We start from the raw sequence: 26,212 nt of genomic DNA on the forward strand, positions 1-26,212 counted from the left end.
AACGTATTGATAACCTGCTCGCCAATGCTTCGCTGTTTAACGGGCTTTTCTGCGCCAGCGAGTGCGGAAAATCTGCTTTTACGGTAGACTTCAGCGGTTTTTTCGTCAGAGAGCCATTATGTCTACCACGTTGTTTAAAGAGTTCCAGTTTGAAGCGGCTCACCGCTTACCTCACGTGCCGGAAGGGCATAAATGCGGTCGTCTGCACGGCCACTCCTTTCTGGTACGGCTGGAAATTACCGGTGAAGTGGATGCCTATACCGGTTGGGTAATGGATTTTGCCGAACTTAAAGCGGCCTTTAAGCCGCTGTACGAGCGCCTCGATCATCATTATCTCAATGACATTCCAGGGCTTGAGAATCCTACCAGTGAAGTGCTGGCGAAGTGGATTTGGGATGAAATGAAGCCGCTGCTGCCCGAGCTCAGCGCGGTGATGATCAAAGAAACCTGCACCGCGGGCTGCGTCTACCGCGGGTAAGGTAAAAGCAAAAAGGCGGCCCGATGGCCGCCTTTTTATCAGGCAATGTTCAGATACTTGTGCGTTTGCATCGAAAGCCGCCAGTTGCGGGCAATGCACGTTTCAATGCACAGTTTGGTCGCGGCATCGCCCCGGCTGATAGGCTGTAGCGCCACAATCCGCGGCTTATCATCGTGCAGTTCCGCCAGCAGCGCGTCCAGTGCCTCAACGTCACGCTCACGCGCCACCGGATGTTTAATTTCGTCAGCACGCGCCAGCGCCTGGGAAAGCACATCATAACCGCCGCGCATATTCACCTTGGGCGACACCGTGACCCAGGTGGCGTCTGAACAGCGTATCTCATGCGTGCCGCTGGTTTCGATTTGGCATTGGAATCCTGCCGCCTCCAGCGCCTGCGTCAGCGGACGTAAATCATATATCGCCGGCTCGCCGCCGGTGATCACCACGTGGCGCGCCGTCCAGCCCTGACGGGCAATCGTATCAATCAGCGTTGCCGCATCGGCGCTGCCCCAGGCATCGCTTTCCACGGTTTTTACCAGAATATCGCCCAGCGAGGTCTCCCGATCGGCCAGCTTTTCCCAGGTGTGCTTGGTGTCGCACCAGCTACAGCCCACCGGACATCCCTGCAAGCGGATGAACAGCGCCGGTACGCCGGTGTAGAACCCTTCGCCCTGTAAGGTCTGGAACATTTCGTTAATCGGGTAGAACATTTTTTACTCGTATCTGAAATTGGGGGCGCAGATTATGGCAGATTTTCCACGGCGCTTCACTGTCGCATTGTGCGCTATAACGCAAAAGCCCCGCACAAGGCGGGGCTTTCACAACGGCGATGCTGCATGCAGCAGCATCAGCAGGCGATTACGCCTGGCCTTTGACTTCTTTCAGGCCGTTGAACGGGGCTTTGTCACCCAGCGCTTCTTCGATACGAATCAGCTGGTTGTATTTCGCCACACGGTCTGAACGGCTCATCGAGCCGGTTTTGATCTGGCCCGCTGCCGTACCCACCGCCAAGTCGGCGATGGTCGCATCTTCGGTTTCGCCAGAACGGTGTGAAATCACCGCGGTGTAGCCAGCGTCTTTCGCCATCTTGATCGCGGCCAGAGTTTCGGTCAGTGAACCGATCTGGTTGAACTTGATCAGGATAGAGTTAGCGATACCTTTCTCGATGCCTTCTTTCAGGATCTTGGTGTTGGTCACGAACAGGTCGTCGCCCACCAGCTGGATTTTATCGCCCAGTACTTTGGTCTGGTAAGCGAAGCCGTTCCAGTCAGACTCATCCAGGCCGTCTTCGATGGAGACGATAGGATACTGCTTGGTCAGATCTTCCAGGAAGTGCGTGAACTCTTCAGAGGTGAACGATTTGTTACCTTCGCCCGCCAGCACATAGTTGCCGTCTTTGTAGAATTCAGAAGCCGCGCAGTCCATCGCCAGGGTGATGTCTTTGCCCAGCTCGTAGCCAGCCGCCTTCACCGCTTCAGCGATAACCGCCAGCGCTTCAGCGTTAGAGGCCAGGTTAGGCGCGTAGCCACCTTCGTCACCGACAGCGGTGCTCATGCCTTTGCCTTTCAGCACTTTAGCCAGGTGATGGAACACTTCTGAACCCATGCGGATAGCTTCTTTCAGGGTTTTCGCGCCCACGGGCTGAATCATAAACTCCTGAATATCCACGTTGTTGTCCGCATGCTCACCGCCGTTGATGATGTTCATCATTGGCAGCGGCATAGAGAATTTGCCTGGCGTGCCGTTCAGCTCAGCGATGTGTGCGTACAGCGGCAGGCCTTTTGAGGCCGCAGCGGCTTTCGCAGCTGCCAGTGAAACCGCCAGAATCGCGTTTGCACCGAAGTTAGATTTGTTATCTGTACCGTCCAGCTCGATCATGATCTTGTCGATGTTCGCCTGGTCTTTGGCATCTTTGCCTTTAATCGCGTCAGCGATAGGGCCGTTAACCGCCGCGATCGCTTTGGTCACGCCTTTGCCCAGGAAACGAGACTTGTCACCGTCACGCAGTTCCAGTGCTTCGCGTGAACCGGTTGACGCACCGGATGGCGCAGCAGCCAGACCAACGAAACCGCCTTCCAGATGCACTTCTGCTTCTACAGTTGGGTTACCACGTGAGTCGATGATTTCGCGACCAATGACTTTAACGATTTTGGACATTCGATTTTCCTCAGTACAAGTTAGTCAATCCTAAGACAAACAACGCGCGAAAAGTTCGCGCGCTGTTCGTTAAACTTTTACTTCGCTAAACGCTTCTGGTGTTCATGTGCGGCTTTAACAAAGCCGGCAAACAGCGGATGACCATCGCGTGGGGTCGAGGTAAATTCCGGGTGGAACTGACAGGCGACAAACCACGGGTGATTAGGAATCTCAATGATCTCCACCAGCTGATCGTCACCCGAACGACCGGCAATATGCAGCCCGGCCGCTTCAATAGGCTTCAGCAGCATGTTGTTCACTTCATAGCGGTGACGGTGACGCTCGGTGATCACATCAGAACCGTACAGCTGACGCACCTTGCTCTCTGGCGTGAGCTGGCACTGCTGACTGCCGAGGCGCATCGTGCCGCCCAGATCGCTCTGCTCGGTACGCTGCTCGACGTTACCGTTCTCATCACGCCATTCGGTGATCAACGCAACCACCGGGTATTTACAGTCTGGCACAAATTCCGTGGAATTTGCCCCTTCCATGCCCGCCACGTTACGGGCGAATTCCATCAGCGCGATCTGCATGCCTAAGCAAATACCCAAATACGGGATCTTGTTTTCGCGCGCGTACTGCGCCGTGAGCAGTTTGCCCTCGACGCCGCGGTAGCCAAAGCCACCCGGGATCAAAATGGCATCGAGATCTTTAAGAATTTCCACGCCGCGCGTTTCAACGTCCTGCGAATCAATCAGCTTGATATTCACAGTCACGCGGTTTTTCAGGCCACCGTGCTTCAGCGCTTCGATCACCGATTTGTAGGCGTCCGGCAGCTCAACGTATTTGCCCACCATACCGATGGTGACTTCGCCACCTGGATTGGCTTCTTCGTAAATCACCTGCTCCCACTCGGCCAGATTCGCTTCGGGTGCGTTGAGGTTGAAGCGCTTGCAGATGTAATCATCCAAGCCCTGCGATTTCAGCAGGCCGGGGATTTTATAAATGGAGTCCACGTCTTTCAGCGAAATAACGGCTTTTTCTGGCACGTTACAGAACAGTGCAATTTTAGCGCGCTCGTTGGCTGGCACTGCGCGGTCAGAGCGGCAGATCAGCACATCGGGCTGAATCCCGATAGAGAGCAGCTCTTTCACCGAGTGCTGCGTCGGCTTGGTTTTCACTTCGCCCGCCGCTGCCATATACGGCACCAGCGTCAGGTGCATATACATGGTGTGCTCACGGCCGACATCTACGGCCATCTGGCGAATCGCTTCAAGGAACGGCAGCGATTCGATATCCCCAACCGTGCCGCCGATTTCCACCAGAACGACGTCATGGCCCTCGCCACCTTCAATGATGCGCTCTTTGATGGCGTTGGTGATATGAGGAATAACCTGGATCGTGGCGCCCAGATAGTCGCCGCGACGCTCTTTGCGCAGCACTTCGGAGTAGATCCGGCCAGTGGTAAAGTTGTTGCGGCGCGACATTTTGGTGCGGATGAAGCGCTCGTAGTGACCCAAATCCAGATCGGTTTCGGCCCCGTCGTCGGTGACAAAGACTTCACCGTGCTGGGTGGGGCTCATGGTGCCCGGATCGACGTTGATGTACGGATCGAGCTTCATGATGGTCACATTAAGACCACGTGCTTCAAGGATAGCTGCGAGGGAGGCTGCGGCAATGCCTTTGCCCAGAGAGGAAACGACCCCGCCGGTCACAAAAATATAATTCGTTGTCATGCTGAACCTGAGAGTTTAGGTTTAAAGACGGTGGAATAACCAGGACGGGAAAACAGTATACCCGAAGTCGTCCGCAGCCACAATTGATGAATCACACCATCCTCCCACGCATTGCAGTCTGCAACATAGCCGATAACCTCGCATTGAAATTTGACCTGCGTCACAAACTAAGGCAAAAGCTGAATCGAGTAAGCGCAGACGTCCACTTTATGCACAGCGCAGGAATAATCACGCACGCTGCCCCTGAAGGCTACCCCTTGTTTTCACCCGCTTTAACCTGCTGCCACGCTGCTTCCATCTGCGCCAGCGTCGCCTGCGCCATGGTGAGGCCCTGCTGCGCGACAATCGCCTCGACTTCGCGGAAACGACGCTCAAATTTGTCGTTGGCTTTCTGCAGCGCCACTTCGGCTTTGCTGCCCAGATGGCGTGAAAGGTTGACCGTAGCAAACAGCAAGTCGCCAATCTCCTCTTCAAGCTTGTCGGTATCGATCACCGCCTGCTGCGCTTCGTGCATCACTTCATCAATTTCTTCATGCACTTTATCCAACACCGGCCCCAGGCTGTCCCAGTCAAAGCCGACGCTGCTACAGCGCTTCTGGATTTTGTGCGCCCGCATCAGCGCCGGCAGGGCTTTGGGGATATCATCCAGCGCCGAATGCTGGGATTTCTCCGCCCGCTCACGCTGTTTTATCGCTTCCCAGTTGCGCAGTACCGCCTGCGCGTTTTCCGCTTTTTCATCACCGAAGATGTGCGGGTGACGTCGCTCCAGCTTGTCACTGATCGCGTGACAGATGTCATCAAAATCAAAGCGCTGCTGCTCGGCCCCCATTTGGGCATAGAACACCACCTGAAACAGCAGGTCGCCGAGTTCTCCGCGCAGATCGTCAAAATCCTCGCGTTGGATAGCGTCCAGCACTTCATACGTCTCTTCCAGCGTGTAAGGCGCGATAGAGGTAAAGGTCTGCTCCCGATCCCACGGACAGCCGCGCGCCGGATCGCGCAGGGTTTGCATAATGGTCAGAAGCCGATCGATGGCAGTCATGGGATTTCCTCAAATTTTACGATAAAAAAGGCCGCCGGTAAGGCGACCTGTGAGTACGGTCCGCTGCGCAAAAACGCTTAATTCAGGCGGCGGGCATCAATGATATCCGGCACCTGATTCAGGCGTGCCAGCACCCGACCCAGCACCTGCTGGTTATAGATTTCAATGTCCATGTCGATGGTGGCGAGCTGCTTTTTGGTGTCGCTGCGGCTGGAAACGCCCAGCACGTTGACCTTTTCATTAGCCAAAATTGTGGTGATATCCCGCAGCAGGCCGCTGCGATCGTTGGCGGTGACGCGCACCACCAGCGAATAGCCGCTGGAGTAGCTCTCGCCCCATACGGCATCCACGATGCGCTCTGGCGCGTGCGAAATCAGCTCGCTCAGCTGGTCACAATCGGCACGGTGGATGGAGATACCGCGCCCCTGCGTAATGAAGCCTACGATATCGTCACCGGGAATCGGCTGGCAGCAGCGGGCAATGTGGTGCAGCAGATTGCCGACGCCCTCAACCACCACGCGGCCGCTCTCCTTACGCGACGACGCAGGCTGATACGACTTCTGCGTCAGCTGGCGCAGCGCCTCGCGATCTTGCTCTTCCGCGCTCGGCTTGTGCAGCTTGGCCTGCAGGAAGTTCACCATCTGATTCAGGCGAATATCGCCGCCGCCAATCATCGCCAGCAGCTCGTCCTGCGAACTCACGTTATAGCGCGGCAGCAAGACTTTCTCCGCCTCGCGCATGCTGATGTCGAGCTGGCTCAGCTCGCTGTCGAGAATCTGACGGCCCGCCTGAATATTCTTGTCGCGATCCTGCTTGCGGAACCAGGCGTGGACTTTGGAGCGCCCGCGGCTGGTGGTGATATAGCCGAGATTGGGGTTAAGCCAATCGCGGCTAGGATTCGGCTGCTTCTGGGTGATGATCTCAATCTGATCGCCCATCTGCAGCTGATAGGTAAAGGGCACAATGCGTCCGCTGATTTTCGCGCCAATGCAGCGATGACCGATATCACTATGAATGTGATAGGCAAAATCCAGCGGCGTGGAGCCGGCAGGCAGATCCACCACGTCGCCTTTGGGCGTAAACACGTAGACGCGATCGTCGAACACCTGGCTGCGCACCTCCTCCAGCATTTCGCCGGAGTCGGCCATCTCTTCCTGCCAGCTAATCAGGCGACGCAGCCACGCAATGCGCTCTTCGTGCCCGGCGGCACCGCGCGCGCTGCTGGCGGTGGGCCCTTCTTTGTATTTCCAGTGCGCGGCCACGCCCAGCTCCGCATCTTCATGCATCTGACGCGTGCGGATCTGGATTTCCACGGTTTTTCCCTGCGGACCCAGCACCACGGTGTGGATTGACTGGTAGCCGTTGGGCTTGGGGTTGGCGACATAGTCGTCAAACTCGCTTGGCAGGTGGCGATAAAGCGTATGCACCGTGCCCAGCGCGCCGTAACAATCCTGCAGACGCTCGGCAACGATACGCACGGCGCGCACGTCAAACAGTTCATCGAACGCCAGCGATTTTTTCTGCATCTTGCGCCAGATGCTGTAGATATGTTTGGGACGGCCATACACTTCTGCGCGCACGCCCTCTTTCTGCATCTCTTTCCGCAGGTTATCCACGAAGTTTTCGATGTACTGTTCGCGGTCGATGCGGCGCTCATGCAGCAGTTTGGCAATACGCTTGTATTCGTCCGGATGCAGGTAGCGGAAGCAGTAATCTTCCAGTTCCCATTTGAGCTGGCCGATGCCCAAGCGGTTCGCCAGCGGCGCGTAGATATTGGTACTCTCTTTGGCCGCGAGCACGCGCTCGTCTTCCGGCGCGTCCTTCATTTCGCGCAGATGCGCAATGCGCTCGGCCAGCTTGATAACCACGCAGCGGAAATCTTCCACCATCGCTAACAGCATGCGGCGCACGTTATCGACCTGCTCGGAGGCCATGGAGTCGTTGTGGATAGCTTTTAGCTGGCGAATGGCGTCCATGTCGCGCACGCCGTGCACCAGCGAGACGATGCCCTTGCCAAACGCCTCCTCCAGCGCGTCCTCGCTAACCACGTCGGCGTTGGCGAGCGGAAACAGCAGCGCGGCGCGGAGGCTATCGATGTCCATACTGAGCATGGTCAGTATTTCCACCATCTCAATACCGCGCCACAGCAGCAGAGGTTGATCGGGATGACCGTGCGTTTCGGCTTCACAGTAGCGCCATGTTTCCGCCAATCGCTCACAGGATTGCGGATTAGTAATACTTAAGCTGGCTATCCACTGGTCGAGGGCAAACTCCCCCGCCGTATTCAAATGCGCACTTCTAACCGCAACCATATCCTCTCCTGCCGTAATGATGTTGCCGTCGCTTACTCTTTGCTAAACAGCACCATGGATTCGAGATGACGGGTATGGGGAAACATATCCAGCATCACGACCTTTTCCAAATGGTAGCCCGCCGACAGCAATACCTGACTGTCGCGCGCGAGTGTGGTGGGATTACAGGACACATAGACCACACGCTGCGGCGCAAGTTTAACGATATGCGCCATCACGCCTGCGGCTCCGGCGCGCGCCGGGTCCAGTAATACCTTGTTAAAGCCCTGACGCGCCCACGCCTGGTGGGTGACATCCTCTTCCAGATTATGCTGGAAAAAGCGGACGTGACTCAGGTTATTCCGCTGTGCATTATACTCTGCCTGACGCACTAATGCTGCAACCCCCTCCACACCCACCGCAATTTGTACGCGCTTTCCTATCGGTAATGTGAAGTTGCCCATGCCGCAAAACAGATCCAGTACGCGGTCGGCGGGCTGCAAATCTAGCCACGCCAGCGCGGTCGATACCATCTGCTGATTGACCTCCGCGTTGACCTGAATGAAATCCTGCGGATGAAACTGCAGCGTCAGATCGTGGATGCGATAAAAGGGTTCGCCGTCACCGATGCGCTGCGGGTGAGCGCTGCCATCGTCCAGCCACAGCATCAGCTGGTGCTTATGCGAAAAGCGTTCCAATTCAGCACGATCCCCGGCGCTCAGGGGATCGAGGTGACGCAGCACCATCAGCGGCCCGTTATCGGCCAACACCAGTTCCACGTGGCCCAGTCGTCTCACGGCCTGTAAGCCGCTTAAGCAGTGGTGCAACGGCAGCAGCAACGCCTCAAGCTGGGGCACCAAAACGGGGCACTGCTTCACCGCGACAATGTCGTTGCTTGCCGCCTGACGAAAGCCCATGAGCAAGCGCTGCTGTTTGGGCTGCCACTGCAACCCCAGCCGGGCACGGCGGCGATAGCCCCAGTGACTGCCGCTGAGGATGGCATCGACCGTCACTGGTGACGCGCCCTCTCGGCCCAGCAGCCGGCTCAACGCCCGCGCTTTGCTCGCCTGTTGCAGCGCAATCGACGCGTGCTGCTGCTGGCAGCCGCCGCACACGCCAAAGTGCACGCAGCGTGGCGTCTCGCGCTCGGCGCTGGGATGATGGATTTTTACGGCTTTGGCGCGTGAGAATTGTCGTTTATCCTCCAACACCGTGACGTCGGCCTGCTCGTCCGGCAGCGCGCCGCTCACGAACATCGCTTTGCCATTATGGCGCGCTACGCCCTGACCAAAGGGATCGAGATCCTCGACCGTGACGGTGATCCGCTGCTTGGTCGTCACACGCTGTTTTGCGGAGTAAAATTGCGCCATAGTATTGTGAATTCTCACTATAAGTCGGTGTGCTGCCACGCATGGGGCGCGCACAGGAATGAAAAATGCCAAGAGCGACCAGGCCACAATTATGACCAAATACAGCCTGCGGGCGCGAATGATGATTTTAATACTGGCGCCAACCCTGATGATCGGCCTGCTGCTCAGCACCTTCTTTGTGGTTCATCGCTACAACGAATTGCAGCATCAGGTCCGCGATGCGGGCGCCAATATTATCGAACCGCTGGCGGTATCCAGCGAGTACGGCATGACATGGCATAACCGGGATTCAATTCGCGCTCTGGTCAGTCTGCTGCACCGTCGCCACTCCGATATTGTCCGTTCCATTACGGTTTTCGACAACCATAATCGCGTTTACGTCACCTCCAACAGCAATCAAAACATCGCGCTATTGCAAAAAGAGGATCCCGCCTCGCTGCAGGAAGGCGTATCGGAAGAGCGCCATGGCAATCTGATGGTGCTGCGTACGCCGATCGTCGCCGAAGGCTATTCAGTGGATGAGCCGTCGGACGAAGAGGCAAAACCTGACGGCAATCCGCTGGGGTATGTGGCGATTGCGTTGGATCTACAATCGGTGCGGCTGGCGCAGTACAAAGAGGTATTTGTTGCCACGCTGCTGCTGCTGTTTTGCCTGTGCATCGCGATGCTGTTTGCCTATCGGCTGATGCGCGATGTAACCGGACCTATCCGCAATATGGTCTCCACCGTGGACCGCATCCGCCGCGGCCAGCTCGACAGCCGCGTCGAGGGTTACATGTTGGGGGAACTGAGCATTTTGAAGAATGGCATCAACGCGATGGCCATGTCGCTCACCGCCTACCACGAAGAGATGCAGCAGAATATCGACCAGGCCACCTATGACCTGCGTGAAACGCTGGAGCAGCTGGAAATTCAAAACGTTGAGCTGGATCTGGCCAAAAAACGCGCCCAGGAAGCCGCGCGTATCAAGTCCGAGTTTCTTGCCAATATGTCCCATGAGCTGCGCACGCCGCTCAACGGCGTCATTGGCTTTACGCGCCAGATGCTCAAAACCGGCCTCAGCACTAACCAGCGCGATTATATGACCACTATTGAACGCTCGGCGATCAATCTGTTGAGCATCATCAATGACGTGCTGGACTTCTCCAAACTCGAGGCGGGAAAACTGGTGCTGGAATCGATTCCCTTCCCGCTGCGCGCCACGCTGGATGAGACGCTGGTGCTGCTGGCCCCTTCCGCGCACGAAAAAGGGTTGGAGATCACCGTGTGTCTGGAAAAACAGGTGCCGGACAATGTGATTGGCGATCCGCTGCGCCTGCAGCAAATCCTGATTAACCTGATCGGTAATGCGATCAAATTTACCGAGCGCGGTCATATCGATCTGCGCGTTGAACTGCGCAGTCTCAGCGGCACCCGCGTTGGGCTGGAGCTTCAGGTGCACGACACCGGCATCGGCATTTCCGAGCAGCAGCAGACGCAGCTGTTCCAGGCGTTTCGCCAGGCGGACGCCAGCATTTCACGGCGACACGGCGGCACTGGGCTTGGCCTGGTGATTACCCAAAAGCTGGTCAAAGAGATGGGCGGGGAAATCGCCTTCTCCAGCCAGCCGAATCAGGGGTCGATTTTCCGCGTGCACATTCAGCTCGATCTGAATCCGAATGCACCGGCCATCCCCCGCGTGCTGGACGATCTGCGCGCCACGCGCCTGGCCTATGTTGAACCGCATGCGGCAGTCGCCAAGGTGGTGCAAGAAATGTTGAGCATCACACCGCTACAGGTCACGCATTTCGCCAGCCTGGATGAGATGCCCGAGCAGCGTTTCCCGCTGCTGTTGATGGGCCTGCCAGTCAATCCGCCCTATTCCACGCCCCTTCCCGATGCGCTGATTGCGCAGCTGCGCGCGCGGGCCGACCAGGTGCTGCTGGCGCTGCCGGGCGAAATGATGCTCTATGCTGACGATCTGCGGGCGCGCGGCGTTGCAGGCTGTATTGCTAAACCGGTTTCGCTGACGCGCCTGCTGCCGATGCTGTTGGATCTGCCCAACGGCCATCGCGCCGCCGCCCACGGCGATGCGCGCCTCCCGCTAACGGTCATGGCGGTGGATGATAATCCCGCTAATTTAAAACTGATTGGCACGCTGCTGGAGGAGCAAGTGCAGCACATTCTGCTCTGCGATAACGCCGCCCAGGCCATTCACCAAGCCAAGCAGCACAAGCTGGACGTGATTTTAATGGATATCCAGATGCCAGAGATCGACGGCATCCGCGCCAGTGAGATTATCCGCAGCCTGCCGCTGCATGCGCAGACGCCGATTGTGGCCGTCACCGCCCATGCCCTGGACGGGGAACGCGAACAGCTGATCAGCGCCGGGATGAATGACTATCTGGCGAAGCCGATTGACGAGGACAAGCTTAGCCAGCTGCTGCGGCGCTATGCGCCCGTTGGCGCGCTCTCGGCGATAATGCCCCCTGCGTTGCCGCCGTCACTTGATTGGCCGCTGGCGCTGCGTCAGGCGGCGAATAAGCCTGCGCTGGCGCGCGATCTGCTACAAATGCTGTTGGATTTTATGCCCGAGGTTGAGACGCGCGTGGCGAACGGTATTGCTGCAAACGACGTGGTTAGCCTGCGTGAAACGATTCATAAACTGCACGGCAGCGCCAGCTACAGCGGCGTGCCGCGCCTTAAGCAGCTGTGTCAGCAGTTAGAAAGAAGCTTGCATCAGGCAAGTGATATCGCCGCGCTGGAGCCAGAGCTGCTGGAGCTGTGCGATGAAATGGACAACGTGGCGCGCGAAGCGCGGCGGGTACTGGCCGCAGAAGGCTAAGCGCCGATCCCGCCGGTGGGCAATGCGCCTGGGTTAGAGTTGCTGGCCGATGCGCAGGGTGGCTGCCACGTTGCGCGCGGTGAGGCGCACGTTCTGCGCCGCATTCGCCAGCGCATCTTCCAGCGTGCCCACGCTAAACAGCACGCTGTAGACTGCGTCCAGGCCATGCTCATGCACCACGCCGACGTCGGCGGTTAAACTGCCCGCAATGCCAATCACCGGTTTGTCGAACCGTTTGGCAACCTGCGCCACGCCAATCGGCACCTTGCCGTTGATACTTTGGCTGTCGATGCGCCCTTCGCCGGTGATCACCAGATCGGCGTCCTCAACCTGCTCCGCCAGGCCCAGTGCTTCGGTGACGATCTCAATACCGCGACGCAGCTCCGCCTGACAAAACGCATGCAGCGCCGCGCCCATGCCGCCCGCCGCACCGCCGCCCGCAATGTCGAGCACATCGCGATCCAGATCGCGCTGAATGATCTGCGCGAAATGCGCCAGCGCCCGGTCCAGCTGCGCCACGCGCTCCGGCGTAGCGCCTTTTTGCGGGCCAAAGATCGCCGACGCCCCTTTCTCACCGATCAACGTATTGGTGACGTCGCAGGCCACTTCAATGCGGCACCGGGCGAGACGCGCATCCAGCTGCGCGATATCGATACGCGCCAGCGCTGGCAGCGCGCCGCCGCCGAAGCCAATTTGCCGCTCTTGCGCATCCAGCAGGCGGGCCCCCAGCGCCTGCACCATACCGGCGCCGCCATCGTTGGTGGCGCTGCCACCAATGCCGATGATGATATGCCCGACGCCGCGATCCAGCGCGTTCTTGATCAGCTCACCGGTGCCAAAAGAGGTGGTAATCAGCGGATTGCGTTGTGTCGCGGGTACCAGCTCCAGGCCACTGGCGGCCGCCATTTCAATAAACGCCGTACCTGCGTCGCCTGACAGCCCGTAAAACGCGTCTACGGGCTGCCCCAGCGGTCCAGTGACGGTTAACCGAATAATTTGTCCCTGGGTCGCGGCCACCATCGCGTCCACCGTGCCTTCCCCGCCATCGGCGACCGGAATTTTGACAAATTCAGCGGTGGGAAATATTTCGCGAAACCCTGCTTCAATAGCGGTAGCCACTGCCAGGGCCGATAAACTCTCTTTGTATGAATCCGGAGCGATGACAATTTTCATAGGCAATCCGAGCGCGTAAGGGAAGCGGAACCGTCGTCCGGCTAAAGCTAAGCGGCCCGACAGTGGCACATGCCGGGCCCGCGGCTACCGAGCGATCGTGACCTGGGCTAATTTTTCATAATAGCAGGCCAGCGCGCTGTGGTCGGAAGTGCCCTTACCGTCTGCTTTCAGCGCCTGCATCATCTCCATCACCGCCGCCGTCAGCGGCAGCTGCGCGCCGATGCCATGCGAGGTATCCAGCGCGTTCGCCAGATCTTTAATGTGCAGGTCAATGCGAAAGCCTGGCTTGAAGTTGCGATCCAGCACCATCGGCGCTTTGGCCTCCAGAACGGTGCTGCCCGCGAGGCCTCCGCGGATCGCCTGGAACACGTTTTCCGGATCAACACCGGCTTTGGTTGCCAGCGACAGCGCTTCTGACATCGCCGCGATGTTTAGCGCCACGATCACCTGATTGGCCAGCTTCGTGACATTGCCTGCGCCAATCTCTCCGGTATGTACCACCGATCCCGCCATGGCTTTCAGGATGTCGTAGCAACCGTCAAAGAGCGCGCGATCGCCGCCGACCATCACCGACAGCGTACCGTCAATGGCCTTGGGCTCACCGCCGCTGACCGGCGCGTCCAGCATCTTGATGCCCTTTTCGGCCAGCGCGTCGTGGATCTCACGGCTCGCCAGCGGCGCAATCGAACTCATGTCGATCACCACTAAGCCCGGGCGCGCGCCCGCCACAATGCCGTCGGCGCCCAGGCATACCGCTTTGACCTGCGGCGAGTTGGGCACCATGGTGATCACCACGTCTACCTGCTCAGCCATCTCTTTGGCGGTTCTAGCCACCCGGGCCCCCAGTGCCACCAGTTCGGCTTCATTTTCCGGATGGTGATCGCGCACCACCAGCGAATAACCGGCTTTCACCAGGTTTTTACTCATCGGTTTGCCCATAATGCCCAGGCCGATAAATCCAATTTTCATTGCCTTTCCTCTTGGTCAGTTACTGCTTGAATTTGTCACACAGGGCCTGCGTCGCCTGGCGGAATACCCCCAAATCGCTGCCTACCGCCACAAAACTGGCGCCCCACTCAAGGTAGCGTCGTGCATCGGCCTCCACCGGCGCGAGGATGCCGCTCGGCTTGCCTGCGGCTTTGGCGCGGGCAAACACGTGCTGGATCACTTTCAGCACTTCCGGATGCGCCGGCTGGCCGAGGTAGCCTAGCGCCGCCGAGAGATCGCCGGGGCCAACAAAGATGCCGTCAACGCCCTCAACCGCCGCAATGGCGTCAATGTTATCCACCGCCTGCTGCGTTTCGATCTGCACCAGCAGCGTGATGTTGTCGTTGATGGTGGCGTTATAGTCGGGCAGCGTGCCGTACATATTGCTGCGGTGAGAGACGGAGACGCCGCGGATGCCCGCGGGCGGATAGCGCGTTGAAGCCACGGCGCGACGCGCTTCTTCTTCGGTTTCCACAAAGGGAATTAAAAAGTGATAAAAACCAATATCCAACAGGCGCTTGATGATGACCGGTTCGTTGCACGGGGGCCGCACCACGGCGGCACTGGCGCTGCCTTTAAGCGCCATGAGCTGGGGTACAAAGGTGGTGATGTCGTTGGGCGCGTGTTCGCCGTCGAGCACCAGCCAGTCAAATCCCGCCAGCCCCAGCACTTCGGTGGTCAGGGGATTGGCCAGCGCGCACCAGCTGCCAATCAAGGTTTCACCCGCCAGTAAACGACGACGGAACGCGTTGGGCCAGGCATTACTCATCAGTGTCACTCCTGTGTTTCACCGCGCTTCCGTGGGGGAAGCGCCAAAGGGTTAGCGCACCAGGCAGGGCCGTTTATGATCAAACGTCCAGTTGGGTACGAGGAATTGCATGGCCTGAGCGTCGTCGCGCGCGCCAAGACCGTGTTTTTGATACAGCGCATGGGCCTGCATCACCTGATCCATATCCAGTTCCACGCCCAATCCGGGCGTCTGCGGAACCTGCACTTTGCCACCCACTATTTCGAACGGCGCTTTGGTCAGGCGCTGATTGCCCTCCTGCCAGATCCAGTGGGTGTCGATGGCGGTAATCGCGCCGGGCGCCGCCGCGGCAACGTGGGTGAACATGGCGAGCGAAATATCGAAGTGGTTGTTGGAGTGCGATCCCCACGTGAGGCCGAAATCGTGGCACATTTGGGCCACGCGCACCGCCCCCTGCATCGTCCAGAAGTGCGGATCGGCCAGCGGAATGTCAACCGACTGCAGCGACAGCGTATGGCCCATCTGCCGCCAGTCGGTGGCGATCATGTTGGTGGCGGTCGGCAAGCCGGTGGCGCGACGAAACTCCGCCATCACCTCTCGCCCGGAGTAGCCCTGCTCCGCACCGCACGGATCTTCGGCGTAGGCCAGCACGTTTTTCAGCTGCTTGCCGAGCAGAATCGCCTCATTCAGCGACCAGGCGCCGTTGGGATCGAGGGTGATGCGCGCCTGCGGGAAGCGCTTCGCCAGCGCCGTGACCGCCTCAGCCTCTTCGCCGCCGCGCAGCACGCCCCCTTTGAGTTTGAAATCGTTAAAGCCGTACTTCTCATACGCGGCTTCGGCGAGGCGCACAACGGCGTCAGGCGTTAGCGCGGCTTCATGACGCAGGCGATACCAGTCGCAGGCCTCCTGCGTCTGGCTTTGATACGGCAGCGTGGTTTTCTGGCGATCGCCGACGTAGAACAGGTAGCCCAACATCTCGACGCTATCGCGCTGTTGGCCTTCGCCCAGCAGCGAAGCCACGTTAACGCCAAGGTGCTGCCCGAGCAGGTCCAGCAGCGCCGCCTCAATACCGGTGACCACGTGAATGGTGGTGCGCAGGTCAAACGTCTGATTACCGCGCCCCGCCGCATCGCGGTCGGCAAAGGTGCTGCGCACCGTATTTAAAATGTTTTTGTACTCCCCTACGGTTTTATCGACCACCAGCGCCGCCGCATCCTCCAGCGTTTGACGAATCTTCTCTCCGCCAGGGATCTCTCCCACACCGGTATGGCCCGCGTTGTCTTTGACGATGACGATGTTGCGCGTGAAGAACGGTGCGTGCGCCCCGCTCAGGTTCAGCAGCATGCTGTCGTACCCCGCGACGGGAATAACCTGCATGGCGGTGATTTTCGGTGTCTGACTCATTTCCTGCTCCTTATGCATGACCGCGCCCGAAGGCCGGACGCTTGCGGTCAAAAGACCAACCGGGAACCAAATACTGCATGGCCGTGGCGTCATTCCGCCCGCCCGCGGGCAGGGACTTATAGCGTGCATGCGCCTGATGCAGGCGGTCCCAGTCCAGTTCGATGCCCAAGCCCGGCTTATCCGGCACGGCAATCTTGCCGTGTCGAATCTGCAGCGGTTCTTTGGTCAGGCGCTGATCGCCCTCTTGCCAGATCCAGTGTGTATCGAGGGCTGTCGGCTGGCCCGGCGCCGCCGCGCCAACGTGGGTAAACATGGCCAGAGAGATGTCAAAGTGGTTGTTTGAATGGCAGCCCCAGGTCATTCCCCAGTCGTCACACAGCTGCGCCACGCGCACTGCGCCGCTCAGCGTCCAGAAGTGCGGATCGGCCAGCGGGATATCGACCGCATCGAGCCGCACCGCGTGCTGCAGTTCACGCCAGTTGGTGGCGATCATGTTGGTGGCCACCGGTAACCCGGTGGCGCGCCGGAACTCCGCCATGACTTCGCGCCCAGAGTAGCCTTGCTCGGCACCGCAGGGATCTTCGGCGTACGTCAGCACCTCGTGCATGCCCTTGCACAACGCAATTGCTTCATCCAGCCGCCACGCCCCGTTGGGATCCACGGTAATGCGCGCGTCAGGAAAGCGTTTTTTCAGCGCCACCGCCGTCTCCAGCTCCTGCTCGCCGGGCAGCACACCGCCCTTGAGTTTGAAATCCTTGAAGCCGTATTTATCCTGTGCGGCCTCCGCCAGCCGCACCACGGCGTCCGCCGTCACGGCTTCTTCGTGGCGCAGCTGATACCACGCGTGCTGGTCGGGGGTACCCGCCTGATAGGGCAGATCGGTCTTATGGCGATCGCCCACATAGAACAGATAGCCCAGTACGGTAACGGCTTCGCGCTGCTGCCCGTGTCCCAGCAGCTCGGCCACCGGCACACCGAGGCACTGACCGAGCAGATCGAGCAGGGCGGCCTCCAGCGCCGCCACGGCGTTAACGCGCAGTTCGAAGGTCCAGGCACCGTTGCCAAAGGTGTCAAAATCCGCCGACTGGTTGCCCTTGTGCACCTGCTGCACCAGCCGGTTCAGGCGCGCCACCTGCTGCCCTTTGATGTGTGGAATCGCCGCGTTCAGCGTCTGGAGAATAGTCTCGCCACCGGGCGCTTCGCCGACGCCAACGTGGCCTGCGCTGTCGGTCAGCACCACGATATTGCGGGTAAAGCAGGCGCTGTGCGCGCCGCCAATATTGAGCAACATACTGTCGTAGCCCGCCACCGGAATGACCTGCATTTCCGTGATGATTGGGGAACATTGTGTGGACATATTCACTCCTTAAGCGCGGGTTTTCAGCTCAACGCGTTTGATATCCCCGGCGATCACCAGGAAGCTGAACGCGGCCACAAACGCATGGATCCCGACGTAAACCAGCGCGCCTTCGAACGAACCGCTGGTGGCGATGATGTAACCAATCGCAATCGGCGTGACGATGCCGGAGAAATTACCGAACATATTGAACAGGCCGCCGCTCAGTCCGCTGATCTCTTTGGGCGCGGTATCGGCCATTACCGCCCAACCCAGCGCACCGATGCCTTTGCCAAAGAAGGCCAGCGCCATAAACAGCACCACCACCCATTCGGTTTCGGTGTAGTTGCACATCACCATGGAGATCGAAAGCAGCATGCCGAGTACGATGGGCGTTTTCCGCGCGATGTTCAGCGAGCCGGTTTTGCGCATCAGGTAATCGGAGATCACGCCGCCCAGCACGCCGCCAAGAAAGCCACAAATCGCCGGTATTGAGGCCACCATGCCCGCTTTGAGAATCGACATGCCGCGCGCCTGTACCAGGTAGACCGGGAACCAAGTGATAAAGAAATAGGTCAAGGCATTCACACAATACTGTCCGAGGTAGATACCCCACATCATGCGGGTCGAGAGCAGCTGTCTAATCTGAAACCACTTTTCATCCCAGCTGACTTTGCGCGTCGCTTTTTCCGCGTCCATGTTAATCAGCGCCCCGCCCTGCTCCATATATTCCAGCTCGGCTTTGTTGACGCCGGGATGCGTATTTGGGTCATGCATCACTTTGAGCCAGACAAAGCTGAGAATGATGCCCAGCCCGCCCATAAACCAAAACACGTGCGCCCAGCCGACTTCGGCCACCAGCCAGCCCATGATGGGGGCAAAGATCACCGTGGCGAAATACTGCGCCGAATTGAAAATCGCCACGGCGGTACCGCGTTCCTGCGCCGGGAACCAGGCGGCCACAATGCGGCTGTTGCCAGGAAACGACGGCGCTTCCGCCAGACCCACCATAAAGCGCAGCAGGAACAGAGAGACCACAATGCCGAAGCCGCTAAAGATATCGACGAAGCCTTGCAGCAGCGTAAACAGCGACCACAGAAAAATGCTCCAGAAGTAGACGCGCTTTGAACCAAAGCGGTCTAACAGCCAGCCGCCGGGGATCTGGCCGATAACATAAGCCCATGAAAAAGCAGAGAAGATATAGCCCAGACCCACTGCGTCGAGGCCGATCTCTTTGGACATGGCAGAACCGGCAATCGAAATGGTTGCGCGGTCACCGTAGTTGAACGAGGTGACGATAAATAACATCACCACAATCCAGTAGCGCGCATTGGTGCGTTTTTGCACCGCCTCCGCAGTCTGGCTGTAACTGTTCATGATGCACTCCTGAAATATAGCGAACGCTACATCTACTCTGACTGCATACACATCGCGTTGGGTATCAGAATGATGTTGGGTTAAACACGGCGATTGTTGTTATGGCAAAACGATGATGCGTCGTGACGAATAACCAAACGTGGCAAAACGGAAATCAGTATAGGAACAGCCCTGCGCTGAAACATTGGAAGAACGCCCGAGGTTTCTCGATAAATAAAACCGGTTTTATGGCATATGCACATAGCGTTGCGCAGTGGCTCACGAAACGCGCTTTTTTGTGCCGCCGATGGGAAGTAAACCGGTCGCGGGCGCTGAGTTTGTGAGGTTGCTCGCTTGCATTTGGATAAATGAAACAAAGGCGCGCGATAAATCACCTTAAAGCCAGTCAGTTGCACAATGCCCGCGCGGTTTGCCGCTGTTTATACTGAGGCTGGCAAACGGTGATGACGTGATAAAAGCAGGCAACCGCGCTGCCATGAACAGCGCCCTAACAGGAAGGTAAGCAATGAACCGACCGCCGAGCGAGAAACCGCTCTTTATTCAGGTCCATGACGCCGATAACGTCGCGATCGTGGTCAATACGCAGGGGCTGCCCGCGGGTACCCGGTTTGACAGCGGTCTGGCGCTGACAGAGCACGTGCCGCAGGGACATAAGGTGGCGTTATTGGCAATTCCACAGGGGGGAGCCATCGTGCGCTATGGCGAGGTGATTGGTTACGCGCTGCGCCCAATCGCTGCGGGCAGTTGGATTGATGAGTCGCTGGTCAGGCTGCCGGATGCGCCGCCGCTGGCGCAGCTTCCGCTGGCAACCCAGGTGCCGCCGACGCTGCCGCCGCTGGAAGGGTATACGTTTGAGGGCTATCGCAACGCCGATGGCAGCGTCGGTACCCGCAATCTACTGGGTATTACGACGAGCGTGCACTGCGTGGCGGGCGTGGTGGATCACGTGGTCAAGATCATCGAGCGCGATCTGCTGCCGCGTTACCCCAACGTCGATGGCGTGGTGGCCTTGAACCATCTCTATGGCTGTGGCGTTGCCATTAATGCACCTGCCGCCGTCGTGCCGATCCGCACCGTGCACAACCTCGCGCTTAACCCAAATTTTGGCGGCGAAGTGATGGTGGTCGGCTTGGGCTGCGAAAAGCTACAGCCAGAAAAACTGCTGCTCGGCACGCCGGACGTGCAGGCCATTTCGCTGGAGGAGAATGACATTGTGCGCCTGCAGGATGAGCGCCATGTGGGCTTTGGCAGCATGGTGGATGACATTCTGCAGGTGGCCGAGCGCCATCTTAAAAAACTCAACCAGCGACAGCGCGAAACCTGCCCTGCCGCTGAGTTAGTGGTGGGCACGCAGTGCGGCGGCAGCGATGCCTTTTCTGGCGTAACCGCCAATCCCGCTGTGGGCTTTGCCACGGATTTGCTGGTGCGCTGCGGCGCAACGGTCATGTTCTCTGAAGTAACCGAAGTGCGCGATGCGATTCATCTTTTAACGCCGCGCGCTGCGAGCGAGGCGGTGGGTAAACGGCTGCTGGAGGAGATGGCGTGGTATGACGACTACCTGCGTATGGGACAAACCGATCGCAGCGCCAACCCCTCGCCCGGCAACAAGAAGGGCGGCCTGGCGAACGTGGTCGAAAAAGCGCTCGGTTCCATCGCGAAATCGGGACGTAGCCCGATTGTCGAAGTGCTGTCTCCCGGGCAGCGTCCGACGCAACGCGGCCTAATCTTTGCCGCTACGCCCGCCAGCGATTTCGTTTGCGGTACGCAGCAGATGGCCTCGGGCATTACACTGCAGGTGTTTACCACCGGACGCGGCACGCCCTATGGCCTGGCGGCCATTCCGGTTATCAAGATGGCCACGCGCAATACGCTGGCGGCGCGCTGGCATGACTTAATGGATATCAACGCGGGCACGATCGCCACCGGCGAAGAGAGCATTGAGCAGGTTGGCTGGCGGTTGTTTGAATTAATTCTGGATATCGCCAGCGGGCGCAAGCAGACGTGGTCCGATCGCTGGGGGCTGCATAATCAGCTGGCGGTGTTTAATCCGGCACCCGTGACCTGAGCGGCGCTGATAACGTGGGACGTTGAACCTGCGCCCCACGTTAGCCCATGAGACGGAGGGCAGCCGCAGTCAGAGCAGCTTGCCCCACTGCTCTACCCACGGCGTGGTCACGCTTTCCGGCTCTGGGTTTTCCACGGCATCCACCAGCAGCACCTCTCCGATGCGCTGCGCCTGCTGATCCTGCAGGGTGGCATCGAAGGTTTTGCCCGCGCCGCAGAAATGCTCATAGCTGCTGTCGCCCAGCGCAATCACGCCATAGCGCAGCTCAGGCTGGTAGCCCAGCCGCTCGCGGATCTGCTGATGCAGCCCCGCGATGCTGTCCGGCAAATCGCCCTGGCCGGTCGTGGAGGTCACCACCAGTGCGATGTCACTGCTGTATGCCTGCCAGTCAGCGAGCGTTGCATCCTCAAAGACCCTGACCTCGTGGCCTTGCGCCTTTAATACCGGCTCTGCTTCTTCTGCCACTAAGAGCGCGTTCCCGTAAACGGTACCTGTAAAAATGCCTATTTTTGCCATTGTCTCACTCCTTTAAACGGTCGGCTTATCCTGACCGGACGCTGGGGTAAACTCAACCCCGGCGACATTGAGAATCGCCGCATTCCAGCCGAACTGTGCGCTCATCTGCTGCCAGACATTATCCATGCCGGCGCGGATCACCAACGGTTCGCCGGTCACCGGATGAGTGAGGCTCAAGGCGCTGGCGTGCAGCATCAACCGATCCAGACCAAAATGCGCCGCAGCGGCGCGGTTCTGCCGCAGATCGCCGTGTTTACTGTCGCCGATAATAGGATGACGCAGGTGGGCCATATGCCGACGCAGCTGATGCTTACGTCCGGTATGCGGCGACAACGCCACCAGCGTATACCGTGCGCTGGCGTATTTACCAATCGCGACAGGCATCTCAACCTGCGCCAACGACTGATAGTCGGTCACGGCGGGCTGCGGCACACGAGGTTCAGTGGCAAATTTGTCGGCGATCTTATCCAGCTCCTCGGTGAGCGGATAATCGAGCGTATCGCTGCCGTTAAGCCAGCCGCGCAGCACGGCATGATAGGTCTTTTTGATGTGGTGCTGTTCAAACTGCTGCGACAGCAGGCGCCCCACGTCGCTGGACAGGCCCATCAGCAGCACGCCGGAGGTGGGACGATCGAGGCGATGCACGGTAAACACGTGCTGCCCTATCTGATCGCGCACCGTCTGCATCACCACCACTTTTTCTTTGCGATCGAGCCAGCTGCGATGCACCAGCCATCCGGCGGGCTTATTGACCGCCACCAGCCAGGGATCCTGATAGAGAATCTCCAGCATCAGACCGCAGGCTCGCTGAAGAGCGCATCCAGCCGCGTGAGCGTGGTCAACAGCGCACCGTAGCCCGGCGTGGTGGGTGGCAGCGCCACTTCATAGTACGGCGCCACGGCAAAATTGGTCGGCAGCGGCGCATTGGCGGTCATCAGCGCCTGCAAGCGTGGCAGCAACACCCACTGAAGCCACTCCAGCGGTTGCAAGGTATCCAGACAAAAGGGTTGGGTACTGTTAAACGCTTGCGCGTCAGGCGGGTTGGCCTGCCAGTGACCGTGTTCGCGCAGCACGGCTTCAATCTGCTGCAGCTGCTGAATAAGTAAAGACGGCAGCATAAGCGCCCTCCGGTGAAAATGGGGCGGCAAGCATAGCATTAGTCGCGGCGAGGGTAAAAAAGGATAAAAAAAGGGAGCACTGTTAACACAGTGCTCCCGGTTCGTTTGCAGCATTCCCGCTACTCCGATGCTCCCTGCTCATCCATGACAACTCTTCCTGTGCGCTCCGTTGCCTGTCTTCATGACAGTATTCCTTAGCATCCTGGCCCGCCACGTCCCACATGGCTCACATTCTCCGTCCTGGAGGTGTCCCTGACTCAATCCTGAGTGTCCTGCTTCATCCTGAAGCCTTCCTTGTGACGTAAAATCCGTTACGTTCCCGCCTCTTGGCTGACATTCTCCTGAACGTCTCTCAATCCATGGCTTCATGCCAGTGGTGACTATTCTGTCAGAAACCATTGCAATAACAAGCTAGCGGCATACGTTAATCGTCTGTGTTATCCACTCATTTTCAGAATGATGCCATAAGCTGATGATTCACAATAATTTTACATAACGCCATGGGGAAATAATTCTACACAAAATGACGATCTCTTACAGTACATGTAAGAGATCACTTACAACGGGTCAACCCAAACTCTGCAAATCAGGCGGCGACCGGCTGTAGTTCATCAAGAAACGCCGCAAGCGTTGGTGCCAGCGTTTCACGTATTTTCGTGCCCGGCTGTTCCAGAATAACTTCACCGGAAAGGTTGCACAGCGCGACAATCGCCTCATCGGAGGCGGTGGTGGCGATGAAAACCGTGGGGCTCTGTTTCAGACGGCGCTTCATCACCAGATGACCAATAAGGTTCTCTTGCAAGCGGGTAAAATCTGATTCGCTCCACACCTGCAATAGCGTTAGCGCTCGCTCACCATGCAGCACGGACATATCGCCGGCAAATTGCGTGGTGTAAAAGGCACTGGCGTCAGGCTGCAACTGAATATCCAGCGCGCGTTCGACTGCATCTAGCGTCGCAGGCAAACTAAACGGCTGCGGCTGCCACAGCACGCGGTCGTCCAGCGTGCTCACCTCACAGGGCGAGGGCACGCCGTATAATTCGCTGCTGGCGGGCAGATGCCCGGCCTGCTGCTGCCAGTGTTGCACAAAGCGGGCGGTAAATGCCCGCAGCGCATCCGCGGTTTGCTGCATGATTCATCTTCTCACGTGTGATCGGTTACACTTAGCCCCTTTAGAGAAAGGAAAGTGGTAACCGTATGTCTTCTGAAAACCAGGAGCAGGCGTTAAGCGGCCTGACCTTAGGTAAGCCCACGGCTTATGTTGATCGCTATGATAACACGCTGCTGCAATCGGTGCCGCGCAGCCTCAACCGTGAGCCGCTGGGACTTTATCCGGACAATCTGCCGTTTCACGGCGCAGACATCTGGACGCTGTATGAGCTCTCCTGGCTTAACGGAAAAGGCGTGCCGCAGGTCGCCGTGGGCGAAGTGCAATTGGATGCGGATAGCGAAAACCTCATTGAGTCCAAAAGCTTTAAGCTCTATCTCAACAGTTTTAATCAGACGCGCTTCGCCGATTGGGGCGAGGTGCGCCAAACGCTAGAGCGTGATTTGCGCGCCTGCGCCAACGGTAACGTGCGCGTTGCGCTGCATCGTCTGGGCGAAATAGAAGGTCTGCCGATTGGCCATTTCGCAGGCGAAGTCATCGATGAGCAGGATATCGAGGTCGCCGATTACGCCTTCAATGCCGATTACCTGGCTGGCGCTACGGGCAGCGAATCCGTTGCGGAGACGCTGGTAAGTCATCTGCTGAAATCCAACTGCCTGATTACCCATCAGCCCGATTGGGGCTCGGTGATGATTCGCTACCAAGGGCCACGCATTGACCGTGAGGCGCTGCTGCGCTATCTGATCTCCTTCCGCCAGCACAATGAGTTTCACGAGCAGTGCGTAGAGCGCATTTTCAACGACATTCTGCGCTTTTGCCAGCCGGAATCTCTCACGATTTATGCGCGTTATACCCGCCGCGGGGGACTGGACATCAACCCGTGGCGCAGCAATGTGCCCTTCTCGCCCGGCTTGTCCCGCCTGGTGCGTCAGTAAACGCGTGCCTGCACGCGGGTTGGCCGTCGCAGGGACGCGCGGTTCTTCTTGAGCATTCCCCGTAGACAACGTTACTCTGTCTGAAGCGCGATGGTCACAGCGTGCATCCCAGGGATTTTCGTCACTGCGCTCAAGCCGTTAAACGCAGCGTCATCTGTCACGCTTACGCGTGTAAAGGAGTTCTCTTGATTACACATATCAGCCCTCTTGGCTCAATGGATCTGCTCTCTCAGCTTGAAGTGGATATGCTCAAGCAAACTGCCAGCAGCGACCTCTATCAGCTGTTTCGTAATTGTTCCCTCGCGGTGCTTAACTCCGGCAGCCAAACCGACAGTAGTCAGGAGCTGCTCTCTCGCTTCAAAAACTTTGACATCAACGTGCTGCGCCGCGAGCGTGGCGTAAAGCTGGAGCTGATCAATCCACCGGAAGAGGCGTTTGTGGACGGGCGGATTATTCGTTCGCTGCAGGCCAACCTGTTCGCCGTGCTGCGCGACATTTTGTTCGTTAACGGCCAGCTTGAGCGCAGCGACAATCGCACCGCGCTGGATTCCGCGCACATCACCAATCAGGTATTTTCTATCCTGCGTAACGCGCGCGCCCTGCACATCGGTGAATATCCCAACACCGTGGTGTGCTGGGGCGGCCACTCTATCAACGCGGTGGAGTATCAGTATTGCCGCAACGTCGGCACGCAAATGGGCCTGCGCGAACTGAACATTTGTACCGGTTGCGGACCGGGCGTCATGGAAGCGCCTATGAAAGGTGCGGCGGTGGGGCATGCGCAGCAGCGCTATCATGAAGGGCGTTTCATTGGTCTGACCGAGCCGTCCATTATTGCCGCCGAACCGCCAAACCCGCTGGTCAACGAACTGATCATCATGCCGGATATCGAAAAGCGCCTTGAAGCGTTTGTGCGCATTGCGCATGGCATTGTGATCTTCCCCGGCGGCGTGGGCACGGCGGAAGAGCTGCTCTACCTGCTCGGTATTCTGATGAACCCGCATAACAGCGATCAGGTGCTGCCGCTGATACTCACCGGGCCAAAAGAGAGCGCTGACTATTTCCGCGTGCTGGATGATTTCATCGTCAATACGCTGGGCGAGGCCGCGCGCAAGCACTACACCATTATCATTGATGATGCCGCAGAGGTGGCGCGTCAGATGAAGAAAGCGATGCCGCAGGTCAAAGAGTATCGACGTGAAACCGGCGATGCCTACAGCTTCAACTGGTCGATCCGTATTTCTCCCGATCTCCAGGTGCCGTTCCATCCCACCCACGAAAACATGGCCAACCTGAACCTGTTTCCCAATCAACCGGCTGAAAAACTGGCGGCCGATCTTCGTCGGGCGTTCTCGGGCATCGTGGCGGGTAACGTCAAGGAGATGGGCATTCGTGAAATCCGCGAGCGCGGCCCTTACCAACTGCGCGGTGACGCCGATTTGATGCACCGCATGGACGAGCTGTTACAGGGCTTTGTGGCGCAGCAGCGTATGAAACTGCCGGGCAGCGCGTATATTCCGTGCTACGAAATCATTAAATAACTTTCCAGGATGGCAGCCTGCGGGCTG

21 protein-coding genes are annotated in these 26,212 nt (G+C 58.3%); 5 read left to right on the plus strand and 16 right to left on the minus strand.

The genetic code is table 11. The features are described 5' to 3' along the window. Nucleotides 1-115: 115 nt before the first annotated feature. Nucleotides 116-478, plus strand: coding sequence for a 6-carboxytetrahydropterin synthase QueD (gene queD / locus LU196_RS06375; RefSeq protein ID WP_232758917.1), 363 nt, complete (start codon nt 116-118; stop codon nt 476-478). Between the two features lie 38 nt (nt 479-516). Here the strand turns inward: queD and queE are convergent, their stop codons facing one another. The 6 genes from queE to rlmD form a co-directional block, all read right to left on the minus strand. Beyond that, the gene (queE, locus tag LU196_RS06380) at nt 517-1,188 is read right to left on the minus strand and encodes a 7-carboxy-7-deazaguanine synthase QueE (protein ID WP_232758789.1); all 672 of its coding nucleotides are present in this window, start codon (nt 1,186-1,188) and stop codon (nt 517-519) included. Between the two features lie 148 nt (nt 1,189-1,336). Next, nucleotides 1,337-2,635 (minus strand): phosphopyruvate hydratase, encoded by a 1,299-nt coding sequence (gene eno / locus LU196_RS06385; RefSeq protein ID WP_232758787.1) that lies wholly within the window; start codon nt 2,633-2,635, stop codon nt 1,337-1,339. Between the two features lie 77 nt (nt 2,636-2,712). Continuing rightward, nucleotides 2,713-4,350, minus strand: a complete 1,638-nt coding sequence (gene pyrG / locus LU196_RS06390) for a glutamine hydrolyzing CTP synthase (RefSeq protein WP_232758785.1) — start codon at nt 4,348-4,350, stop codon at nt 2,713-2,715. 250 nt (nt 4,351-4,600) lie between these two features. Continuing rightward, entirely contained in the window at nt 4,601-5,392 is a 792-nt protein-coding gene (gene mazG, locus LU196_RS06395; RefSeq protein WP_232758783.1) for a nucleoside triphosphate pyrophosphohydrolase, read from the minus strand. A 77-nt stretch (nt 5,393-5,469) separates the two neighbouring features. Next, nucleotides 5,470-7,704 carry a GTP diphosphokinase gene (relA, locus tag LU196_RS06400; RefSeq protein ID WP_232758781.1) on the minus strand — a complete coding sequence of 745 codons (2,235 nt, stop codon included), beginning with the start codon at nt 7,702-7,704 and terminating at the stop codon, nt 5,470-5,472. 32 nt (nt 7,705-7,736) lie between these two features. Then, complete coding sequence (gene rlmD / locus LU196_RS06405) at nt 7,737-9,053, minus strand: 23S rRNA (uracil(1939)-C(5))-methyltransferase RlmD (protein ID WP_232758780.1); 1,317 nt, start codon at nt 9,051-9,053, stop codon at nt 7,737-7,739. A gap of 91 nt (nt 9,054-9,144) precedes the next feature. On the opposite strand from rlmD, the gene barA reads away from it, so the two are divergent. Next, complete coding sequence (barA, locus tag LU196_RS06410; protein WP_232758779.1) at nt 9,145-11,877, plus strand: two-component sensor histidine kinase BarA; 2,733 nt, start codon at nt 9,145-9,147, stop codon at nt 11,875-11,877. A 33-nt stretch (nt 11,878-11,910) separates the two neighbouring features. Here barA and LU196_RS06415 read toward each other — a convergent pair whose 3' ends face one another. From LU196_RS06415 to LU196_RS06440, 6 genes are all read right to left on the minus strand, one after another. Then, nucleotides 11,911-13,050 carry a glycerate kinase gene (locus LU196_RS06415; protein ID WP_232758778.1) on the minus strand — a complete coding sequence of 380 codons (1,140 nt, stop codon included), beginning with the start codon at nt 13,048-13,050 and terminating at the stop codon, nt 11,911-11,913. Between the two features lie 84 nt (nt 13,051-13,134). Beyond that, complete coding sequence (garR, locus tag LU196_RS06420) at nt 13,135-14,019, minus strand: 2-hydroxy-3-oxopropionate reductase (RefSeq protein WP_232758777.1); 885 nt, start codon at nt 14,017-14,019, stop codon at nt 13,135-13,137. A 19-nt stretch (nt 14,020-14,038) separates the two neighbouring features. Continuing rightward, nucleotides 14,039-14,806: a 2-dehydro-3-deoxyglucarate aldolase gene (garL, locus tag LU196_RS06425; RefSeq protein ID WP_232758776.1), complete on the minus strand. Its 768-nt coding sequence runs from the start codon at nt 14,804-14,806 to the stop codon at nt 14,039-14,041. Between the two features lie 51 nt (nt 14,807-14,857). After that, nucleotides 14,858-16,189, minus strand: a complete 1,332-nt coding sequence (gene gudD, locus LU196_RS06430; RefSeq protein ID WP_232758775.1) for a glucarate dehydratase — start codon at nt 16,187-16,189, stop codon at nt 14,858-14,860. A 10-nt stretch (nt 16,190-16,199) separates the two neighbouring features. Further along, entirely contained in the window at nt 16,200-17,546 is a 1,347-nt protein-coding gene (locus LU196_RS06435) for a glucarate dehydratase family protein (protein ID WP_232758774.1), read from the minus strand. Between the two features lie 9 nt (nt 17,547-17,555). After that, nucleotides 17,556-18,902 carry an MFS transporter gene (locus LU196_RS06440; RefSeq protein ID WP_232758773.1) on the minus strand — a complete coding sequence of 449 codons (1,347 nt, stop codon included), beginning with the start codon at nt 18,900-18,902 and terminating at the stop codon, nt 17,556-17,558. Between the two features lie 505 nt (nt 18,903-19,407). On the opposite strand from LU196_RS06440, the gene garD reads away from it, so the two are divergent. After that, a complete protein-coding gene (gene garD / locus LU196_RS06445) occupies nt 19,408-20,967 on the plus strand; it encodes a galactarate dehydratase (protein WP_232758771.1) in 1,560 nt (519 codons plus the stop codon). Nucleotides 20,968-21,036: 69 nt separating this feature from the next. Here the strand turns inward: garD and LU196_RS06450 are convergent, their stop codons facing one another. The 4 genes from LU196_RS06450 to syd all read right to left on the minus strand — a co-directional run bounded on the left by LU196_RS06450 (nt 21,037) and on the right by syd (nt 23,736). Next, nucleotides 21,037-21,483, minus strand: a complete 447-nt coding sequence (locus LU196_RS06450; RefSeq protein WP_232758770.1) for a flavodoxin — start codon at nt 21,481-21,483, stop codon at nt 21,037-21,039. A 12-nt stretch (nt 21,484-21,495) separates the two neighbouring features. Next, on the minus strand, nt 21,496-22,275 hold the full coding sequence (truC, locus tag LU196_RS06455) for a tRNA pseudouridine(65) synthase TruC (protein ID WP_232758768.1): 780 nt from the start codon (nt 22,273-22,275) through the stop codon (nt 21,496-21,498). Then, a complete protein-coding gene (locus LU196_RS06460) occupies nt 22,275-22,601 on the minus strand; it encodes a YqcC family protein (RefSeq protein WP_232758766.1) in 327 nt (108 codons plus the stop codon). Before LU196_RS06460 ends, truC begins: the two co-directional genes overlap by 1 nt. 586 nt (nt 22,602-23,187) lie before the next feature. After that, entirely contained in the window at nt 23,188-23,736 is a 549-nt protein-coding gene (gene syd / locus LU196_RS06465) for a SecY-interacting protein (RefSeq protein WP_232758915.1), read from the minus strand. A 62-nt stretch (nt 23,737-23,798) separates the two neighbouring features. Here syd and queF point away from each other — a divergent pair, with 62 nt between their 5' ends. Then, nucleotides 23,799-24,644 (plus strand): NADPH-dependent 7-cyano-7-deazaguanine reductase QueF, encoded by an 846-nt coding sequence (gene queF / locus LU196_RS06470; protein WP_232758765.1) that lies wholly within the window; start codon nt 23,799-23,801, stop codon nt 24,642-24,644. Nucleotides 24,645-24,829: 185 nt separating this feature from the next. Further along, nucleotides 24,830-26,185 (plus strand): nucleotide 5'-monophosphate nucleosidase PpnN, encoded by a 1,356-nt coding sequence (gene ppnN / locus LU196_RS06475; protein WP_232758764.1) that lies wholly within the window; start codon nt 24,830-24,832, stop codon nt 26,183-26,185. The last annotated feature ends 27 nt before the right edge of the window (nt 26,186-26,212 follow it).

The organism is Pantoea sp. Mb-10 (assembly GCF_021272205.1).
In the GTDB taxonomy this organism is placed as follows: domain Bacteria; phylum Pseudomonadota; class Gammaproteobacteria; order Enterobacterales; family Enterobacteriaceae; genus Pantoea.

What these genes read in the sequence shown, in the direction of transcription:
- mazG (WP_232758783.1), bottom strand. Translation starts at nt 5,392, where the DNA reads ATGACTGCCATCGATCGGCTTCTGACCATTATGCAAACCCTGCGCGAT.
- LU196_RS06435 (WP_232758774.1), bottom strand. Translation starts at nt 17,546, where the DNA reads ATGTCCACACAATGTTCCCCAATCATCACGGAAATGCAGGTCATTCCG.
- LU196_RS06450 (WP_232758770.1), bottom strand. Translation starts at nt 21,483, where the DNA reads ATGGCAAAAATAGGCATTTTTACAGGTACCGTTTACGGGAACGCGCTC.
- LU196_RS06415 (WP_232758778.1), bottom strand. Translation starts at nt 13,050, where the DNA reads ATGAAAATTGTCATCGCTCCGGATTCATACAAAGAGAGTTTATCGGCC.
- eno (WP_232758787.1), bottom strand. Translation starts at nt 2,635, where the DNA reads ATGTCCAAAATCGTTAAAGTCATTGGTCGCGAAATCATCGACTCACGT.
- garD (WP_232758771.1), top strand. Translation starts at nt 19,408, where the DNA reads ATGAACCGACCGCCGAGCGAGAAACCGCTCTTTATTCAGGTCCATGAC.
- queE (WP_232758789.1), bottom strand. Translation starts at nt 1,188, where the DNA reads ATGTTCTACCCGATTAACGAAATGTTCCAGACCTTACAGGGCGAAGGG.
- garL (WP_232758776.1), bottom strand. Translation starts at nt 14,806, where the DNA reads ATGAGTAATGCCTGGCCCAACGCGTTCCGTCGTCGTTTACTGGCGGGT.
- queF (WP_232758765.1), top strand. Translation starts at nt 23,799, where the DNA reads ATGTCTTCTGAAAACCAGGAGCAGGCGTTAAGCGGCCTGACCTTAGGT.
- barA (WP_232758779.1), top strand. Translation starts at nt 9,145, where the DNA reads ATGACCAAATACAGCCTGCGGGCGCGAATGATGATTTTAATACTGGCG.
- LU196_RS06440 (WP_232758773.1), bottom strand. Translation starts at nt 18,902, where the DNA reads ATGAACAGTTACAGCCAGACTGCGGAGGCGGTGCAAAAACGCACCAAT.
- truC (WP_232758768.1), bottom strand. Translation starts at nt 22,275, where the DNA reads ATGCTGGAGATTCTCTATCAGGATCCCTGGCTGGTGGCGGTCAATAAG.
- relA (WP_232758781.1), bottom strand. Translation starts at nt 7,704, where the DNA reads ATGGTTGCGGTTAGAAGTGCGCATTTGAATACGGCGGGGGAGTTTGCC.
- LU196_RS06460 (WP_232758766.1), bottom strand. Translation starts at nt 22,601, where the DNA reads ATGCTGCCGTCTTTACTTATTCAGCAGCTGCAGCAGATTGAAGCCGTG.
- garR (WP_232758777.1), bottom strand. Translation starts at nt 14,019, where the DNA reads ATGAAAATTGGATTTATCGGCCTGGGCATTATGGGCAAACCGATGAGT.
- pyrG (WP_232758785.1), bottom strand. Translation starts at nt 4,350, where the DNA reads ATGACAACGAATTATATTTTTGTGACCGGCGGGGTCGTTTCCTCTCTG.
- gudD (WP_232758775.1), bottom strand. Translation starts at nt 16,189, where the DNA reads ATGAGTCAGACACCGAAAATCACCGCCATGCAGGTTATTCCCGTCGCG.
- rlmD (WP_232758780.1), bottom strand. Translation starts at nt 9,053, where the DNA reads ATGGCGCAATTTTACTCCGCAAAACAGCGTGTGACGACCAAGCAGCGG.